This window comes from Nostoc sp. (assembly GCF_036916655.1).
Classification (GTDB): Bacteria; Cyanobacteriota; Cyanobacteriia; order Cyanobacteriales; family Nostocaceae; genus Nostoc.
Genome location: NZ_JBALFY010000024.1, coordinates 1 through 17,656 on the forward strand (window position 1 = coordinate 1; position 17,656 = coordinate 17,656).

The 17,656-nt window shown below is 41.0% G+C and carries 12 protein-coding genes; 4 read left to right on the forward strand and 8 right to left on the reverse strand.

Translation table 11 applies throughout. From position 1 onward, the window contains the following. Nucleotides 1-360: 360 nt before the first annotated feature. On the reverse strand, nt 361-1,533 hold the full coding sequence (locus tag V7L31_RS06370; RefSeq protein ID WP_334695465.1) for an AGE family epimerase/isomerase: 1,173 nt from the start codon (nt 1,531-1,533) through the stop codon (nt 361-363). 176 nt (nt 1,534-1,709) lie between these two features. Between V7L31_RS06370 and V7L31_RS06375 the strand changes: the two genes are divergently transcribed. Continuing rightward, entirely contained in the window at nt 1,710-2,609 is a 900-nt protein-coding gene (locus V7L31_RS06375) for an aspartoacylase (protein WP_179064666.1), read from the forward strand. A gap of 158 nt (nt 2,610-2,767) precedes the next feature. Here the strand turns inward: V7L31_RS06375 and V7L31_RS06380 are convergent, their stop codons facing one another. Both V7L31_RS06380 and V7L31_RS06385 read right to left on the reverse strand, forming a co-directional pair. Next, nucleotides 2,768-3,454, reverse strand: a complete 687-nt coding sequence (locus V7L31_RS06380) for a DUF6875 domain-containing protein (RefSeq protein WP_334695466.1) — start codon at nt 3,452-3,454, stop codon at nt 2,768-2,770. Nucleotides 3,455-4,184: 730 nt separating this feature from the next. Beyond that, nucleotides 4,185-5,852 carry an alpha/beta hydrolase gene (locus V7L31_RS06385; RefSeq protein ID WP_334695467.1) on the reverse strand — a complete coding sequence of 556 codons (1,668 nt, stop codon included), beginning with the start codon at nt 5,850-5,852 and terminating at the stop codon, nt 4,185-4,187. Nucleotides 5,853-6,356: 504 nt separating this feature from the next. Here V7L31_RS06385 and V7L31_RS06390 point away from each other — a divergent pair. Beyond that, nucleotides 6,357-6,800, forward strand: a complete 444-nt coding sequence (locus tag V7L31_RS06390) for a hypothetical protein (RefSeq protein ID WP_334695468.1) — start codon at nt 6,357-6,359, stop codon at nt 6,798-6,800. A 91-nt stretch (nt 6,801-6,891) separates the two neighbouring features. Here V7L31_RS06390 and V7L31_RS06395 read toward each other — a convergent pair whose 3' ends face one another. Beyond that, nucleotides 6,892-7,926: a M28 family peptidase gene (locus V7L31_RS06395; RefSeq protein ID WP_334695469.1), complete on the reverse strand. Its 1,035-nt coding sequence runs from the start codon at nt 7,924-7,926 to the stop codon at nt 6,892-6,894. Nucleotides 7,927-8,665: 739 nt separating this feature from the next. On the opposite strand from V7L31_RS06395, the gene V7L31_RS06400 reads away from it, so the two are divergent. Next, nucleotides 8,666-9,811, forward strand: coding sequence for a hypothetical protein (locus tag V7L31_RS06400; RefSeq protein ID WP_334695470.1), 1,146 nt, complete (start codon nt 8,666-8,668; stop codon nt 9,809-9,811). A gap of 357 nt (nt 9,812-10,168) precedes the next feature. Continuing rightward, nucleotides 10,169-12,514, forward strand: a complete 2,346-nt coding sequence (locus tag V7L31_RS06405; protein WP_334695471.1) for an adenylate/guanylate cyclase domain-containing protein — start codon at nt 10,169-10,171, stop codon at nt 12,512-12,514. Between the two features lie 120 nt (nt 12,515-12,634). Here V7L31_RS06405 and V7L31_RS06410 read toward each other — a convergent pair whose 3' ends face one another. The 4 genes from V7L31_RS06410 to V7L31_RS06425 form a co-directional block, all read right to left on the reverse strand. Continuing rightward, nucleotides 12,635-13,810 carry a homospermidine biosynthesis protein gene (locus V7L31_RS06410; RefSeq protein ID WP_334695472.1) on the reverse strand — a complete coding sequence of 392 codons (1,176 nt, stop codon included), beginning with the start codon at nt 13,808-13,810 and terminating at the stop codon, nt 12,635-12,637. 520 nt (nt 13,811-14,330) lie between these two features. Next, complete coding sequence (locus V7L31_RS06415) at nt 14,331-15,029, reverse strand: DevA family ABC transporter ATP-binding protein (protein WP_334695473.1); 699 nt, start codon at nt 15,027-15,029, stop codon at nt 14,331-14,333. A gap of 132 nt (nt 15,030-15,161) precedes the next feature. After that, entirely contained in the window at nt 15,162-16,337 is a 1,176-nt protein-coding gene (gene devC, locus V7L31_RS06420; protein WP_334695474.1) for an ABC transporter permease DevC, read from the reverse strand. Beyond that, nucleotides 16,334-17,641 (reverse strand): HlyD family efflux transporter periplasmic adaptor subunit, encoded by a 1,308-nt coding sequence (locus tag V7L31_RS06425; RefSeq protein ID WP_334695475.1) that lies wholly within the window; start codon nt 17,639-17,641, stop codon nt 16,334-16,336. The genes devC and V7L31_RS06425 overlap by 4 nt, the downstream gene beginning before the upstream one ends. Nucleotides 17,642-17,656: the final 15 nt, after the last annotated feature.

Consider the following 17,656-nt stretch of genomic DNA (forward strand, 5'->3'; position numbering starts at 1 on the left):
CTATCAAATAGATATACTTTAATCTTCCGCCCAAAATTTAACATATTTTGGGCTGTTTTTATCGGATTTTTCTTAACATTCAACACTTTTGGTATTGGGTGAGGAGATTTCTTGGCTCTTAACAACTACACTGCCAAAAGCTAGGATAGCTAAGGGGAGAATCAGAGACAGTTTCCTCATATTAAAAACTTTTTGTTGGGGAAATACCTTTAATTAAATCATTTTGTGTTTAGTTTGTCTAATTACTTCACTTGCCATCTGTGAAAATGTTGGGTTGAGGAACGAAACCCGACCTACATTGGAGTTATTTTTTAAGCTTAACCGAACAGTATAGGGGTACACTAGCAGAGATTAAACTGACTACGATTTCAATGCCTCAAATTGCTTCCAACAAAGGTAGAATGCACGCGGTACATGAAAACATCCTTTCCATTTGCCGCCTTTGAGGTTCAACAATACTTCTCCACGCCGATTCAGGTAGCCGAACCACTCACCGTACTCGGAATCAGCAAAGTGTGACCAGGCGTAATTGTGCATCTTTTGATACCATTCCCAACACACCTCACGCCCTGTCAGGCGATAGCCCATCGCTAATGCAACCAATGATTCTAGGTGAACCCACCACAGCTTTTGATCCCATTCCAATTGTTGTGGGGGATGACCGACTGCATCCATAAAGTAATACAAGCCGCCATACTCGTTATCCCAAGCAAAATTCAGGATATTTAGCACCACATCAACGGCTTGGTTAATAGTTTTGGTATCGTTTTGGCGACGGGCAATGTCCATAATAAACCACATCGCTTCGATACCGTGACCTGGGTTAATCAGCCGTCCCTCAAAACAATCAATGTGGGAACCATCAGGGGCAACGTTTTCATACATTAGCCCCCGTTCTGTGTCGAGAAAATCGGTCATTACTTCGCGGACAGTTTCAGCTAGGACATTCTCTAAGGTTTCCTTTGGCAGCAACCATTCCATTTCTAGAGTCAGGTTGGCTAAAATCATCGGTACAGCCAATGATTTCATCGGGCGTGTGCCGGGATAGGTTTTATTATATTTGCCCTTCGGGTTATCTTTGCGGCGTAATACGTTGTTATAAGCTTGTATAGCCACATCCTTTGCCCATTCTTCGCCGCCAGCGAGTGCATATTGACTAAATGCCATCGCCGCAAAGCAATCAGAAAAGATATTGTAAGGCTGAACCAGTGGTTTCCCTTCACGGGTGAGGGCAAAGTACCAGTTACCATCGCTATCTCTGCCATGTTGGGCGAGAAAATTGGCGCCATTACTGGCAATTTTTAGCCAATTTTCGCGCTTTTCTAGCTGGTTGTAAAGCATCGAAAAAGTCCACACCTGGCGGTTTTGCAGCCAGATGAATTTGTCTGTATCATAAATTTTGCCTTCGCGATCGAGGCAGGTAAAATAACCGCCTTGCTGCCAATCGAGAGAATATTTTTCCCAAAAGGGGAGTACGTCGTTGAGGAGGGCGTTTTTGTAAAGTTCAGCGAGCGCTTGAAAGTCCTTCTCCATAAATTTGCTCCCCTTTTATACCAAAACCAACAGCTTAACAGTTATCATATTTTGGCTCGAACATGGAGCATAGGCGTCAGTCTTTTACAAGATTTAGTTAGCAGCAGTTATACTTCTATCTTGGATCTTGCACCATTTTCAATAACCGTAGGGTAGTTTTTTAGACAGAGGTGGTTATGAGTCAGATTGAACGAGTTGCGATCGTTGGAGGAAACCACGGTAATGAGTTAACAGGAGTACATTTAGTCAAAAAGTTTCAGCAGTATCCTAATTTAATCAATAGAGCAAGTTTTGAAACTCTGGCATTACTTGGCAATCTTAAAGCTATTGAAGAAGGCAAACGATACATTGAAAAAGATTTAAATCGTTGCTTCACTAATCAAGGCTTGCAAAATCCCCAACTCTCAAGTTATGAAGATACGCGGGCAAAAGTAATTCAACAGATATTGCAACCGCAAAATCAGCCTTTTGTAGATGTAATTATTGATTTACACAGCACAACTGCCAACATGGGGTTAAGTCTGATTTTTTGCGATATGCATCCTTTATTGCTTCGTTTAGGTGCTTATTTAAGTTCTATCAATCCTTTAGTGAAAGTCTATATTAATCAGGAATCCAAAGAAAATGGTTTTCTCCGTTCTTTGTGTGAATTGGGTTTTGTTATAGAAGTTGGGGCTGTGGCTCAGAATATATTAAACGCCGAATTATTTCAGAAAACAGAACAGCTTATTTATGCGGTTTTAGACTATTTTGAAAGGTGCAACCAGGGGAATATTCCGCAGACAAGCAACCAGCTTACACTTTATAAATATATTAGAACTGTGGATTATCCGAGAAGCGATGCCTACGGCGGGTTGCACCTACGAGGGGAGATTCAAGCGATGATTCACCCCCAGCTTCAATTTAGGGATTATGAACCTTTGAATCCAGGCGATCCAATGTTTCTGACTTTTGAAGGCAAAGATATTTTCTATGAGGGAACGTCTACTGTTTATCCTATTTTTATTAATGAAGCAGCTTATTATGAGAAAGGAATTGCGATGCATCTAACTCAAAAGCAGCAAAAGGTCGTTTAATTTATTCGCCCTTCTCGCCAAGATTGCAAATCAGCCTCATAATTGTCTGGATCTTCTCATATAGGTAGTCTTGATAAACCAGCTTTACTACCAACGCTTTCCTCATCTTATGCACATTTGGGCTTTGAACGATCACTTCTTGCGGCTGTTATTACTGATTATATGCAGGAACTCACTAAATTTTCTTTTTTAAGCTGTTCTTTCGCTAAAGCCAATGCTTGATGAGCATTTTTAAACTTAGTTGCATCTGTAAAATTATGACCAAAACGCTGTAAGTAAGCTTCCAGATAGCGAATACGTAAGCGTGGATCGGCTGGACTCACAAGAAAAGGGAGGTCAGCTTCAACCATAAACCGGATAGCTAACAAAGGTATAGGGCTACGAAGTGGACGAAAATTTGGATTGTGCAGACCAGGACTTTCATTACGTTTATGAAATTCCCCTATCATCAGTCCTGACTCAACAAATAAAGGTTTGAGTTTTTGTTGGATACGATCTACTACTCTAGAAGCATCATCTATATGGATATCAGGCAAGATCAGTAAAAAAGCTTTATTAATTGCTGATTCCTGCTCATTATTATCTATTTCTAGAAATATATCTCGGTAGCGTCCAACAACCTCTTCTAATTGTTCTGGATACAAATTTTCTGTGTGAATAACTGCTAAACGAATACTATTTGACTTGAGAGAGTAAGGCACAAAAGGGCAAACTGCGCCGGGTCTGCCTAAGTTCGGATGAGGTTTTCCTAAAAAATTTTTCACCCACTCCATAATTTCAATTAAGGAAGAAAGGTCTTCGTGCTGTTGAAGTTGTTCGATTTCACGAGTTGTATAGAGTTGCATAGGCTTGGGCGAAATGAGTAATTGTTTAATTCTAAATCCGAAATTAGTTTTGCTATATCATGTGCCTAGAAATCTTTGTTGTCTGAGTAAATGAAAACAAGATTTAGGTTTTTATGTTGTATTCATCTGTAGTTTTTAGTCGATAAATTTGAAGAAGTTTATACTACAAAATGTATGAATATATTTTGCAATAAGCAACTTGTATTCATTGATTTTTGGTATTTTAGCTGAAATACAGATGTATTATCCAGTTGATGCTCCTCATTTTTACACTCTCAAGCTTCTATTATTTTTAACGAAAATATTATGAAGTTTATATCTAAATAGTTATTTTTACTGTGAAAGTTTAGTATTGCTTTAATAGCAACTATAAATTTATTAACAGCTTGGTATACTTTTATCTAAGTAAAATCATCAAAATTCAGCCCAATTTTATTGTACAAACTGATTTACAACAGTTTGCACGTAGGTGAGCTAGAAAATGTAAGACTCACGGATCAGATATAAAGAGTTTCTACCTCCTGCCTCAAAATCTGTAACTTCATACTTCATGTAAGAGAAAACTGCTGTATCTATTAATCGTAAGGAAGGCAGGATGAGAGGCAATACTTTTCGGTTAAGACAAGAGACGCGATGAATCGCCGTCTTTACAATAATCAGTCTTTCGTCTTGAGGGCGATTTATCGCGTCTTTGTATTGGATATTTTTTTATTTTGAAATCCTTTAAAGCTTATTTGTCAACAAATTCTTTTACTACTGCCATAGCATCAGGAGGAATCTCCGTAATGAGGCGAAATGGAAATGCAGCAGTTGAAGCAAACTGAGCATAATCTGATGTCAAAAAGACAGCGTAGTTTTTAGCCTCTGGAGTCATCTGTGCAGCGAAGGCTAAAGCTATAGCTTTAACGTACTTACGAACATCTGCTGCTTGTTCACCCACAACTTCACCGCCACTAATCGGTGTATTGGGTTGTCCTATCTGATCCAAAGTGGTGCTGGGGTCTTTGACGCTCAAATGAGTGCCTCCAACTATACCAACTAGCCATTTTGGGGATGGGATTTTGTCAAATCCTACAATCTGTTCAGTTAAAGCTGGGGTGGTTTTATCGGCGGAACCTGTTAACACTAGGGTAGGAACTTGTATCTTAGTTAACCCAGTTTCGCCAAAAATCAGAGAAGTTGTCGGATCGAAAGCGATCGCTTGTTTTATTCTGGCATCTCGTAGCTGATAACTATTTTCTGGCAATTCTTGAGCGATGCACTGCATATCTTCTCCCAGACTCAAGACAGTCAAGTTCTTTTTACAGCGTTGTTTAAGATGTTCTAGTTGTAACTCGGCTCCAGCCAGTGCTAAAGCTGTACCACCGCCAAAAGAATAGCCAATAATCATCGCTTTATTGGTTGCAAGTTTCCCTTGCAGCGGATGATTAGCCGTTTGGTTGAGCTTTTCTAATTCGTCGAGAACAAAACTAATGTCTTGAGGGCGATCCAAAAACTCCTGAGGCTTCATAACTCTAGTTTTGCCTTGGAATGCTAAGTCAGTATTTGCCTGATTACTACCGGGATGTTCTAAAGCTGCGACTACATAACCGTGGGATGCTAAATGTTCTGCTAGATAACGCAAGTCTGTGCGGACTGAAGCGAAGCCATGAGAAAGGAGAATTACGGGTTTGTCGGGAGTTGCAGCAGTTGACCAATAAATATCAACTGGAATTTGGCGTTGGCGTAGCCCGCCGTAGGCATCGCGCTTTTGGTCATTCAGGCTTAAATTGAGTATTTTTACTTGAGCGTTTCCTGGTTGGCTGGGATCAAAAGGGAAAGCAATCTGTGGTGTTTTAGAGTCGAGTTGCGGAGCGATCGCTAGCATAAATTGTTGAGTACGCCAAAAAGCTGTATTCAAACTCCCTGCAACTAAAAAAGCCTGTGACAAATCAATTTCTAGGCGTTTACTGGGATAAGCGGCGATAAAACTTAGTATAGAAAGACCCTGTGGTGCGGCAGAGCCTAATACCAATCCGGCTCTCAGTGCTTGTACCCCAGCTTTATCCTTTCTAGCTAAGGCCGTAGCGAAGTCATTGAGAATAGTTGTGCCAATTCGACTATTAACTAACTTATCAACGGTGACAATATTCATCGGTATATTCATACCCAACGCCCCCAGGAAGAAGCGGCGTTGTTGTTCAGATAATTCTTTAGTGTAAGGCTGCAAACTCTCAGGCAATTCCCCAGTTTTTACAGCCTTTTGTAACTCAGTAAGAGAGATGGACTCTGTAAATAAGCCCAAACGCACAATCACTGTGTCAGCCGCAATGGCCGAAGCATTTCCCCCGAACTGTGTAAGTACAATTGCACCTAAGAAACCCGCAACTGTCTTAAGACTTCCCCAATTTATTCCCATAAATATTTATACCAAGTGTTACTTACGGGAATATAACGGATATTTGTGTATTTGACTACCCTATTAATGGCTGAGAAATAAAAGTAAATTTTTTCCTGAAGTTGATGGCGATGTCTACGATGGGCTACGCCTACGCCCAGATATCCTGAAAGTATCTGCTGATGGGAAAAAAGCTGATAAAAAGCAAAGAATTGTAGAATTCATCACAGCTAAAAAATTGAGCATAAATCAGTGTTAATAGCCACAAAAGCCTAATTGTTTCTCAGCTAGGTTTAATACTATAACAGCGATAATTAAAAATTAGTTATTCAGAGCAATTTATGTATGGATTAATCCAAAATCCAAAACTGAGTATAAGTTTTGATAACACGAAAATTTAAAGACAAGTTAATGTTTTGTCTTTGACCTTTAGAGCGTGTTGCAGGTAGATAGTCTTAGTGCTGTAGCTGCATTATCATTACTCATCAAATTCTACCAGCCGCATCAACAATTTCTCTTAGTTTTATGCGTCGCAGACTCCGCTATATTTTACTTTTGCTGCTCTCCCTGAGTATTATTACATTGTGGTGGACTGTGAATGATTCTGATTGCAATTTCGAGCCTTTTTTAGCATCAAAAACTACAAAATTTCAAGTACATGCTACTAAAGTTAGTATTCAGCCGTGGCGTGGTCGTCACCATGTATATGGAATATTTATGATTCCTGATGAGTACAAACAAGCTCCATTTTTTGTGGTGACAGTTCAAGGTGCTGGTAGTTATTGTTCCAAACAATCTGGTTATCAAAAAAACTTTGATGATATCTTTGCTGAACCAGGAACTTATCTGGTCAGAAAGTTTATTAGAACTCGAATAGCTCTACGGCTAATTCTCCAAGGTTTGTACTTTCAACTCAATGATAAACAGAACTGGACATTGACTTTCCCGGAAGCAAAGACTATTCAGTAGTGCTGAGTAATGAGTAATGAGTAATGAGTAATGAGTGATGGAGATGAAGGACAAACAACTCCTGCTCCCTGCTCCCTGCTCCCTGCCTCCTTCAAAAGTCGGTCTTCTCTAACAAGGTAGTCGTAGCATTGACTACAATCTGTGCTGCTCCTGTGAAGAACGATCGCTCGATAGTTGCTGGAACATCGCTAGGTTTATGATAGTGCGGAGTACGTAAATTTGCGGTATCTGTAACTAGCACAGCACCCACGCCCTGATACCAAAATGGTGCATGGTCGCTGCGTAGGGTATCGGGTGTCAGTAAACCTTTAAAAGGAATCGGCAATGTTAGTACTGCTGGCAGATTTAATTCCTGTTTATTCAGGGCGGTTGAGGGGATATTTTGTGAGTTGTGAAAGGCACTCAGTAAAGATAAATGTTCTGTATCACCGATTACTGCTAAAAAGTCGCCTTTGTCGCTAGGTGGCTTAACAGGCAATCCAGTAGGGTATTTCTGACATCCAGCAGTGTAACAAGCATAACCAACCATATCCATAACGATCGCTCCGCCTAAGTTTTGCAAGCGTGCTTTCTTGTTAACGAAAGCCTGACTACCTAAAAGTCCTGCTTCTTCTTGGTCAAAAAAAGCTAGCTGTAATGTTCGTGGCGTGGGGTAGGAACCGAGTAACCGGGCAACTTCCAGCACTACAGCTACACCACTAGCGTTATCATCAGCGCCGGGGGATGAGGCAACAGTGTCGTAATGCGCTGCTACCAGAATTGCTTTTGCGGCTTTGTTAGTTCCTGGACGTTCGGCAAAAATATTCACACCATCGGAGAACTTTTCTAATTTAGGCTTCCAGCCTAATTTTTTTAGTTCAGTTGTGATATAAGTGCGAGTAAGCGATCGCTCTGTTGTTGTGTAGCGCTGAAAATTTAACTTTTGAATATGGGTTAACAGCTTGTCAGTAGATACTTGTAGGATATTGTCAACTTCTTGCGATTCTGGCTGTGGTTGGGGTGTTTCTACTGGAATACGCTCAACAATCGTCGGTGAGGGAGGCTGTTCAAAAAACGTGCTACCTCTGCTACCTACCACCACAACTGCCATCAGCGCTAACAGTATCAGCCAAATCCATTTTTTCATTATGATTGATCCTTGGCTTCCTGACTTAGGGTAGCGCAAATTTACAAGCATAACTTTCCAGAATTGTTAGGAAGGGTTTAATATTTCGGTTTTCTAAATTATTAAGGAACAAACAATCAATACATTAGCGTCTGTCTTTACATCTGTTTCAAAAGACAAATATTAAATTAATTCCAAAGTGTGAAGTTTTGGAATTATATGCTTTATAGGAAGAATTCAGAACTCAGGAGTCAGAATTCAGTATGAATTCTGTACGAGTGGGTAATGAATATTGGTTAGAGGGTGTTTGAAAAGTCTAAATTATTACTAGCCCTGGCGATTAGAAATCGCGGCTACACGAGACTTAACCCACCTCTGTGGGTTAAAAAACCTTAATTTTTTATTAGTCCACGGAAGTGGAATTGGTTTGTGTGGTAGCGAATTATATGAGACTGTTGGTCAATTCATGGTGGGTTTGACTCCTCACCCCTAAAACATTGGTTTGGCGTTGCTTTCCCGCCCTGAAATAAATTTCGGGCTAATAGCTCAAGTCCGTTTCAACGGACTGAAATCAGAGTAATGAGGAATGATGCGTTAGACTCCCTATTAATTCGCCAACAGTCTCATGTTATTCTCTCAAAACTTTTCAAACATCCTTTTAGGGTAGAGTATCCATAATTCTGAATTCTGAATTCTGAATTCTGACTCCTGGTTTATTATCCATTAGTAGCTGGATACTATTTTTTTGTTCTATATTAATATGAAATTCATGTTGAAAAACTACTTTAGCACCAATGGAAGACGGGTTTTCACGGCTTTAATTCTGACTGGAATTTTATCCGTTTCTAGCGGTTTTACACTTATCAAAGGTGCTGTGGGAGCTTCTGCAAACTTTTCTTTAGAAACAAGCAATGAAGTCCTCAAAGACAATATTAAACCAAACCGCTTGCCACGTCTAGTAGCTAATGCAGTACTGCGAGATTTAGCCAGTAGACAGGGAATTTCAACCAGAGAACTGCAAATCATTGACTATAATCAACAAACTTGGCGCAATGGTTGCTTGGAACTGCCTCAACCGGATGAAATCTGCACCCAAGCATTAATTCCGGGTTGGCGAATTGTGGTATCTAATGGCAAACAAAACTGGATTTATCATACCAATAATAATGGGCGATCGCTACGTTTAGCTTCGGCAAACACTCCCTCAGAAAATCTGCCAGATCAACTACCCACATCTGTAAAAAATGCTGTTTTGCAAGCCGCATCCAGACGTTTGCAACAGCCAACTTCTCAGCTAACTATCATTCAGGCTCAACAGCAAACCTGGAGAGATAGCTGTTTAGAATTAGCTAATGTCGATGAATTTTGTACTCAAGCTTTAGTATCAGGTTGGCGGGTGGTTATCGGCGCAGTTGACCAAACTTTGGTTTATCATACCAATCAAACAGGTTCTTTACTCAGGCTGAATCAAAAGGCTAACGAAAGTACACTGACTCCTGTGCAAATTCCAGTTAGCGAGTTACCACCACCCTTAGATAGAGATATAGTATTTCGGCAAATCTCCAGTGGTGGTTTTACTGGCAGAACCTACGAGACTGTTTTACTCAAAGATGGGCGATTGATTCGTGTGCGGATTGGTGATGCCAATGATTCTGAGCGTAGTGTTCGCCGCGTTTCTGTACAACAGGTAAAACAATTTGTGCGATCGCTAGAACATTCTAAGTTTAGTAAATTTAAGAATTTGAGTTACCCAGCCCCCAGTGGTGCTGCTGATTATATCACCTATACTCTGACCAGCCAAGAGGGTACGGTTCAGTACAACGATATTTCTCAAAATAACCTACCTAAGAATTTACAGACAGTAGTTAAAGCCTGGAATCAACTCGCAGCCAGCGCACAATCTTGAAGAAGAATTCAGAAGTCAGAATGGGCGTTAGTTGCTAGAATTCAGAATTGAATTCTAGCAACTTCTATTTTGTTAAAGTTAAACATGAAGACCACTATTGAGTACAAGTCTTCAAAATTTCACTATTCTATTCAATTGTCAATCATCCAAAAGAAATACATTCAAATATTATGCGGGCTTATTTATGCCCACTTACTTAAGCAAGGTGTAGGGGCATGCCCCTACGGATGTACCTCACGTGAATGAGAACTGCTGTATCGCAAAAATTAGAGGTTTTTTCTTCCTATTTCTTAAAATCTTCTCTTTCCTCTAAATCTTTCTTTTAAAGATAAGTCTAAAGTCTGTTTCCATACCATAATGAAAGACCAAGTATTAGACCAGATTTTTAACAAACCTTCTTTTCCCCTTAAATTTGAACGCTTGGAACTGGATGAGAATTTCTGCATCATCCATACATCCGAGCAAGTGCAACGGTTTGCAGAACATCCTGAGGACGTGATTCGGGGAAAAGATATCCGGCTAAGTTTTCCTGAGTTGAGAGGACTTGAAAATATCCTGAAATCTCTTCTACAAGGAGAGCAAGAACTGTTTGAATTACAAGCAATTGAACGATATTCAGAGCATAATATTTCTGTATATATAGATATATATATTATCGGCGAACAGCAAGAAAATAAATTAATTATCCTGATTGAAGATGTTACCGACAGGCTTGTTTTAAAGCAAAAACTAGCACAGCAAGCTAATGAAACGAATCTGCTATCAAGTGCATTAATCTCATGTGAGAACTACATGGAACAAGTAATCACTTCAATGGCAGATGCTTTGTTAGTAACAAGTAACACAGGAAAAATAAAAAGAATTAATTATGCGGCTCAAAAACTATTTGGTTTTAGGGAAGAAGAATTAATTAATCAACCAATATCACTGATTATTGATAATAATCAGATATTACTAAAAGCTATTTATCAGCATTCTTATTTGAAACGAAATTTACAGAATCTAGAGGTAGTTTGTCGAACAAAAACTAGAGAAAAGCTGTTGATTGCTTTTTCTTGTTCAGTGATTGCAAAAAAAACAGAAGAACTAGAAGATATTGTCTACATTGGTCGAGATATTACTGCTTGGCAGCACCGAGAACAGCGTACAAGTGCCCAATATGCTATCACTCGGATATTATCAGAATCTCAAAGTATCAAGCAGGTAATTCCGCAAATTTTGCAGTCGATTTGTCAAAACTTAGGGTGGGATTTAGCCGAGCTTTGGACACCAAGTCAATATATTGGCACTTCAGTACCAGGAGATAGTCTGAATGTAGTACTAAGGTGTGTGGAAATTTGGTCAAGTCGATTGATTTCTGTCCGAGAATTTAAAGCAATCACGTGGCAAACTACCTATACGCCTGGTGCTGGCTTACCTGGTCGAATTTGGATTAGACGTTTGCCTTTGTGGATTAAAGATATCACAGAAGATGGAGATAAAAGGCGATCGCAAGCCGCGACTGAGGCTGGATTACACGCAGCCTTTGGCTTCCCGATCTTAGACGATAGTGAAATCTTAGGAGTGATGGTTTTCTTCAGTCGGGATGTACAACCAAAAGACAAAGACCTCTTGCAAATGATGGGTGCTATTGGGAGCCAAATCGCCCAGTTTATCAAACGCAAACAAGTAGAAAATGCTCTTAGAGAAAGTGAAGAACGATATCGAGATTTATTTGAAAATGCTAACGACTTGATTCAAGCTGTCAATGCTTATGGGCGTTTTTTGTATGTTAATCGTGCTTGGCGAGAAACTTTAGGATACAGCGAAGCCGAAATTGCGAATATGAATATTTTTGATATTATACATCCAGAGTTTAAACAACACTGTTTGCAAAGATTTTATCGCGTGCTATCAGGAGAAAAGCTTGGGCAAGTAACAGCTACATTCGTTACTAAAAATGGTCAAACAATCTTTTTAGAAGGTAACATTAACTGTAAATTTATCGAAGGTCATCCGGTTGCAATTCGCGGCATTTTTCGTAATGTCACCCAGCGACTAGCAGCAGAAGCAGCGCTGCGCCAACAGCAAGTAGAAACCGAACGTTTATTGCTAAATCTTTTGCCAGCAGCAATTTCCAAAGAAATTCAAGAAGAACCAGCCGACATTGCCCAAGATTTTACTGATGTCGCAGTTTTATTTGCAGATATCGTCGGCTTTAGCGAAATTGCTGCTTCTATGAGTGCAATTCAACTAGTGAACTTACTCAACTCAATTTTCTCAGCTTTCGATCGCCTCACCGAAAAACATGGTTTAGAGAGAATCAAGACTGTTAACGATGCTTATATGGTAGTTGGCGGCTTGCACACACCCCGCCAAGATTGTGCTAAAGCGATCGCTATTATGGCACTGGATATGCAAACTGCGATCGCTCTCTTCAATACTGAGAATAACCAAAATTTCAGCATCCGTATCGGTATCCATAGCGGTTCCGTAGTGGCAGAAGAAATCGATCTAAACGAGTCTACTTGCGATCATCTCTGGAGAGACACAGTAAACATCGCTAGCTGTATGAAATCCCAAGGTATTGCTAATAAAATCCAGGTTACAGAAGATATTTATAAGTCCTTGTGTAATGAATTTTTATTTGAAAAGCGGGGCGAAATCGAAGTTAAAGGCAAAGGGAAGATGACAACTTATTTGTTGATTGGACGGAAGGGATGAGGGGGATTGGGCATACAAGTAAAAAGAACCAAGTAAAAAGTAAAAAGAAAGATAAATTCAATATTTCTTTTAACTTTTAACTTTTAACTTTTAACTTGTTTCTTTCCCCCTGCCTCTTCCCTAATGACTATTCGGAATCAATCGACCACAGGGATAAGTCGCTGTTTGCTGTGAAGCACTTTCAGCAACTACTGCTGGAATCCGATCTGATGGTTGGGTTTTGGCTGCTAGATAGTCTTTTTGCAGTTTATCGAAAATGGCTTCTCGCTTATCGTAAATACGCTTCAGGGGACGAGGCTGGCATTTGTTCAACACATACGCTGTCACCAGTGGTAAAGCGATGGTGCTATCGGTATAACAAACGATTGTGTTAGGTAACTCATCTGGGTCAATCTTACCCCAGCTGACTGCTTCCGATGGGGTTGCCCCAGATAAACCGCCTGTATCTGGACGTGCATCGGTAAACTGCACAAAGTAATCGTGTCCTCGTTCTTCTAGTCCTAAAACCTCGTGAAGTTGCGGCTGAGTTTGTAGTAAAAAGTTCTTAGGACTACCGCCACCGAGAATTACAGCTGCACTTTTACCTCCTGATTCACGGGCATTATATGCGATCGCTGCTGTCTCATTCACGTCAATTGATGGATCTATCACCAACTGCGAACCTTCCAATGCTAAAGCCGCCACGTTCATCCCAATTGAGCTATCTCCTGGAGAAGACGTATAAATCGGTACGCCATATTCATAAGCTGTAGCTAACAAGCAGGAATGCTGCACACCCAATTGCTTTTCTACTTCTCGGACATATTTACCTAATAAATGGTGAAACTCAGCCGTTCCCATCCGCTTTTGAAACGCTTCTCCTTGGAGAATTTTGCGGATAAACGCATCAGTTTCTAGCAGCACATCGTAGCCAAAGATAATGTCGTAAATGCGAATAGTGCCTTCTTGGCGCAGTTTCACATCATCCAAAAACGGATTACCAGCAAAAAGTTCAAAACCTAATCCGTAGTGCATATCGTGGTAAAGATTTGCACCAGTACTAATCATCCAGTCAATAAAGCCGTTGCGAATTAAGGGTGCAAGTGCTGAAACCCCAAATCCTGCTGGCGTCATCGCACCGGAAAGGCTAACTCCCACCGTAACACCTTCCGTTAGCACATCGCGACTCAGTAGTTGGCAGATTTCCCGCAACCGCGCTGAGTTGTAAGCGGTGAAGTATTGATCGATCAAATCTACCACATTGATATCATTAGATATAGGTGTGGGTGCGATTTTTTGACCCAGCTGTTTAGACATTTTGGCACTCCCGAACAGTAAACACGCCCGAATTAATGTTATCTAGCTTTCAGCCAAAGTGACAGCAATACTTTTTAAGCTAGCGCTCAAAAAGTATTGCGATCGCTTCTTGTTTCTACGAGAGGCTGCGCCCTAAGTACAAAATTTCATTAATTCATAGCGAATTAACTTTGGCAAAACTCTGTGTTCCTCTACGTTTAAAAAAGTTACGAACTTATGCAAAGCTGTACTAAGCATAGCTATACCCCAGGCTTTATACCAATTCACGAAAATCCTGATACATATAAATTTATCGTAGGGGCATGGCAATGCCCATTGGTGTCAACTTAACGTGAAACCGCTTGTCTGCCGGGAATTTAAATTCCCGTATTATAGCTAAAGTCATCTGAAGATGACTAAATATCGCCAAAAATCTCTAGTCTACTGAAGTAGACTTAAGCTAAAAGCCAAAAAAATTTATTTCCGGGCGGACATATCAGCCAACAGATAAGCTCTTTCCATCTGAAGTTGACACCTATAGTTAAGATGCTGCAACAACAGCACGGTCATTTACTAGCTTGCCATCTTCCATGTAGACGATGCGATCGGCAATATCTAGAATGCGGTTGTCATGAGTAACCAAAAGAATGGTGCAATCTTGCTCTTTAGCTAATTTTTGCATGAGGTTGACCACATCTCGTCCCGATTTACTGTCAAGGGCGGCGGTAGGTTCATCCGCTAAAACAATTTTAGGACGACCAACTAAAGCACGTGCGATCGCAACTCTTTGTTTTTGTCCCCCAGATAAATCATCAGGATAGTAATTCAGGCGATGCCCTAATCCTACTTCCTCTAACATTTGGGCTGACCGGGTTTTCATTTCTGCCGGTGAAATATTATTATGCACTTCTAGTCCCATTCTGACGTTCTGGAGTACTGTCAGGCTACCGTGCAAGTTGTGCGCTTGGAAAATATAACCGTTATTACGTCGCACCTGGGTAAGTTGTGCTGTACTAGCGCCACAAAGTTCTTGTCCCAATATCTGCAAACTGCCGGATTGGGCAGAACGCAAGCCGCCTGATAAGGTGAGAAGTGTAGTTTTACCAGAACCAGAAGGCCCAGTCATAATAATAATTTCGCCAGCGTTAATATCCAGGTTGATATCAAAGAGAACTTGCTTACGAAGTTGACCATGACCAAAATAGTGGTCAAGGTTTTTAACAGAGATCACGGGAAACATACTAAATTTTAGATTTTAGATTTTGGATTTTGGATTGGTGATTAGGGACTGGGGACTAGGGATTGGGGACTAGGAATTAAAAGTTAATATTCAACACCCAGTACCCAATACCCAGTCCCCAGTCCCCATTTTTTAAAACATATCTGCGGGGTCAGCAGATTGTAATTTCCGAGTAGCGATCGCACCAGAAATTATGCACATAATCATAGTCAGCGTTAATACCGTCAAGGCTCGTGCTACGGTCATGTAAAGTGGTAAATTAGTGGCATTGCGAGTTAAAGCATAAAGTCCTAAAGGTGCGATCGCTCCTGGGATAAAGCCCAAAATTGCCAAGATAATCGCCTCTTCAAACACTACACCTAATAAATAAAGATTGTTATATCCCATTGCCTTGAAAGTGGCGTATTCTTTGATATGGGAATTCACATCTGTAGAAAGAACTTGATAGACGATAATCACGCCCACCATAAATCCCATTCCTACACCCAGGCTGAAGATAAACCCGATGGCGGTATTTTTTTTCCAATAATCTGTTTCAAATTCGATAAATTCTGCTTTGGTAAAAACTTTAACATCATCATCTAAATGAGATTCTAAAGCTGCTTTCGCCTGTTTTACGTCATAGCCTGGTTCTAGTTGAACCAACCCTAAACTGACACTACTTGCTTCTCGCTTCGGAAATAGCCGTAAGAAATTCTGGTCACTGGTAATCAGGTTGCCATCAGCCGCAAAGGAAGCGCCGATGGAAAATAAGCCGCTAATGGTAATCGTCCGGCGGTCAATTTCAGTCGTTACAGGTTTCCCTTGTGCAACTTGAGCGATCGCTTCTTGATAATCTCCTCTAGAAGCGCGATCGAACAGCAGAGTATCTGGTAGCTTCACTCGATCTATCTGGCTGTTCACATCCGGTAAGTCAAAGGCTGGCTTTTCAGGATTGATCCCGATAACTAGCACAGATGTCTTTTGGCGTGTTTTCGGATTCTTCCAATCGACAATGCTGATATACATTGGTTCTGCTGACTTCACCCCTTGTACATCCATTGCCTGATACAGCCGCCGCCGTGTAAAGGTGGACGCATTTAACACGTTACGGCCTTGAGGACTAACTAGAATAATATCAGCCTGTATACTTTTGTGCAGCTTAGTATTACTTTCAAATAAGGCGGTCTGAAACCCTAGCTGCATGAACATAAGAACATCAGCGAAAGCAATACCTCCCAATGCCACCAACAGACGGCTTTTTTCGTGACTCAGTTGCAGCCATCCTAAAGGGGTTCGCTGCCGCAATTGTTGAATAAATCCAATCATAGTTCTATCACTGCCTTTACTTGTAGATTGGTAAACTTGGCAGCTTTGACGCTAGATGCTTCATCTAGTCGCACATGAACTTCCACTACTCTGCCGTCAATATTGCTAGAAGGATCGCTGTTGACGAGATTTTGTCGCTGTACCTGCATCCCCATCCAATCGACAGTTCCCTGCAATTCTCCAGGTAGAGAATCGCTGATTAGTTTAACCCGTTGCCCCGATCGCACTTTGTTAATATCACTTTGGTAAACTTCTGCGACTGCATACATCTGATCGGTTCGACCAAGTTCTACAATCCCGTCATTAGAAACGGTTTCTCCGGCTCGTGTATTAATCTTCAGAATTTGTCCAGCTTCGGGTGCGCGGACATAAGCCTGATCGAGTTGCGCTCTAATTTTTGCCACAGTCGCTTGAGCGCTGTCTACCTCTGCTTGGGCGTTGGCAATATCTGTAGGACGGACTTCAGCCGTTTGGTTAAGGGTGGCTTTAGCTTCGTTAATCTGCTGTTGCAAGCTAGCGAGAGTTTGGTTACGGTTCGCTTTAGCTTCTTTAATCTGCTGTTCTAAAGTCGCGACAGTTCTTGTCTTATTAGCTTGGTTTTCAATTACCTGCTGAGTAGAAGTTTCTGCACTCAAGCGTTTTTGATCGGCTTGCTGGCTAGAAATTGCCCCTGCTTTATATAGAGCTTCGTAGCGTTGCACTTCTACTTGAGCGTTCCGCTTTTCGGCGGCGACGCGATCCACTGTTGCTTGTAAACTCTGCCGTTGTCCTTGCAAATCTGCTTCTAGGCGATCGATTGTGGCTTGCTGAGTTTTGACATTTCCCTCTAATTCAACTTGCAGACGGCTGACAGCAGCAAGTTTTGCTCCAATTTCTCCCTGTTTCGCTCCCGCTTTTACTTTGTCAAGGTTGGATCGGGCAACTTGAACTTGTTTTTGGGCTTCCACTAAACTTGCTTGCAAGCGATCGCGACTGTCCATAATTGCAATTATCTGCCCAGCCTTGACGCGATCGCCTTCTTTTACCAATAGCTTCTGAAGCAGACTTCCCTCAGTAGAAGTTGTTGCAGACAGTTTTATAACTTCTCCATTGGGTTCTAAGCGTCCCAATGCTGTAACTGTTTTTACCACTGGCTGAACAGCTATTGGTGTGGCTGGCTTTTCATTAGCGGTCGCCTGAAACTTTAGCACCGTATAAACACTAGCTCCACCTATTGCTAAAGATGCAATTATTGCTAGTGTGGTGGGCGATCGCAAAAGATTTTGGGGAGACTTTAAATCCTGTAATTTCCAGTTCTGCACCATTGTGTTCACCTTTCC

Excerpts from the sequence above, each read along its gene's own strand:
- V7L31_RS06370 (WP_334695465.1), bottom strand. The coding sequence starts at position 1,533 with ATGGAGAAGGACTTTCAAGCGCTCGCTGAACTTTACAAAAACGCCCTC.
- V7L31_RS06375 (WP_179064666.1), top strand. The coding sequence starts at position 1,710 with ATGAGTCAGATTGAACGAGTTGCGATCGTTGGAGGAAACCACGGTAAT.
- V7L31_RS06380 (WP_334695466.1), bottom strand. The coding sequence starts at position 3,454 with ATGCAACTCTATACAACTCGTGAAATCGAACAACTTCAACAGCACGAA.
- V7L31_RS06385 (WP_334695467.1), bottom strand. The coding sequence starts at position 5,852 with ATGGGAATAAATTGGGGAAGTCTTAAGACAGTTGCGGGTTTCTTAGGT.
- V7L31_RS06390 (WP_334695468.1), top strand. The coding sequence starts at position 6,357 with ATGCGTCGCAGACTCCGCTATATTTTACTTTTGCTGCTCTCCCTGAGT.
- V7L31_RS06395 (WP_334695469.1), bottom strand. The coding sequence starts at position 7,926 with ATGAAAAAATGGATTTGGCTGATACTGTTAGCGCTGATGGCAGTTGTG.
- V7L31_RS06400 (WP_334695470.1), top strand. The coding sequence starts at position 8,666 with ATGAAATTCATGTTGAAAAACTACTTTAGCACCAATGGAAGACGGGTT.
- V7L31_RS06405 (WP_334695471.1), top strand. The coding sequence starts at position 10,169 with ATGAAAGACCAAGTATTAGACCAGATTTTTAACAAACCTTCTTTTCCC.
- V7L31_RS06410 (WP_334695472.1), bottom strand. The coding sequence starts at position 13,810 with ATGTCTAAACAGCTGGGTCAAAAAATCGCACCCACACCTATATCTAAT.
- V7L31_RS06415 (WP_334695473.1), bottom strand. The coding sequence starts at position 15,029 with ATGTTTCCCGTGATCTCTGTTAAAAACCTTGACCACTATTTTGGTCAT.
- devC (WP_334695474.1), bottom strand. The coding sequence starts at position 16,337 with ATGATTGGATTTATTCAACAATTGCGGCAGCGAACCCCTTTAGGATGG.
- V7L31_RS06425 (WP_334695475.1), bottom strand. The coding sequence starts at position 17,641 with ATGGTGCAGAACTGGAAATTACAGGATTTAAAGTCTCCCCAAAATCTT.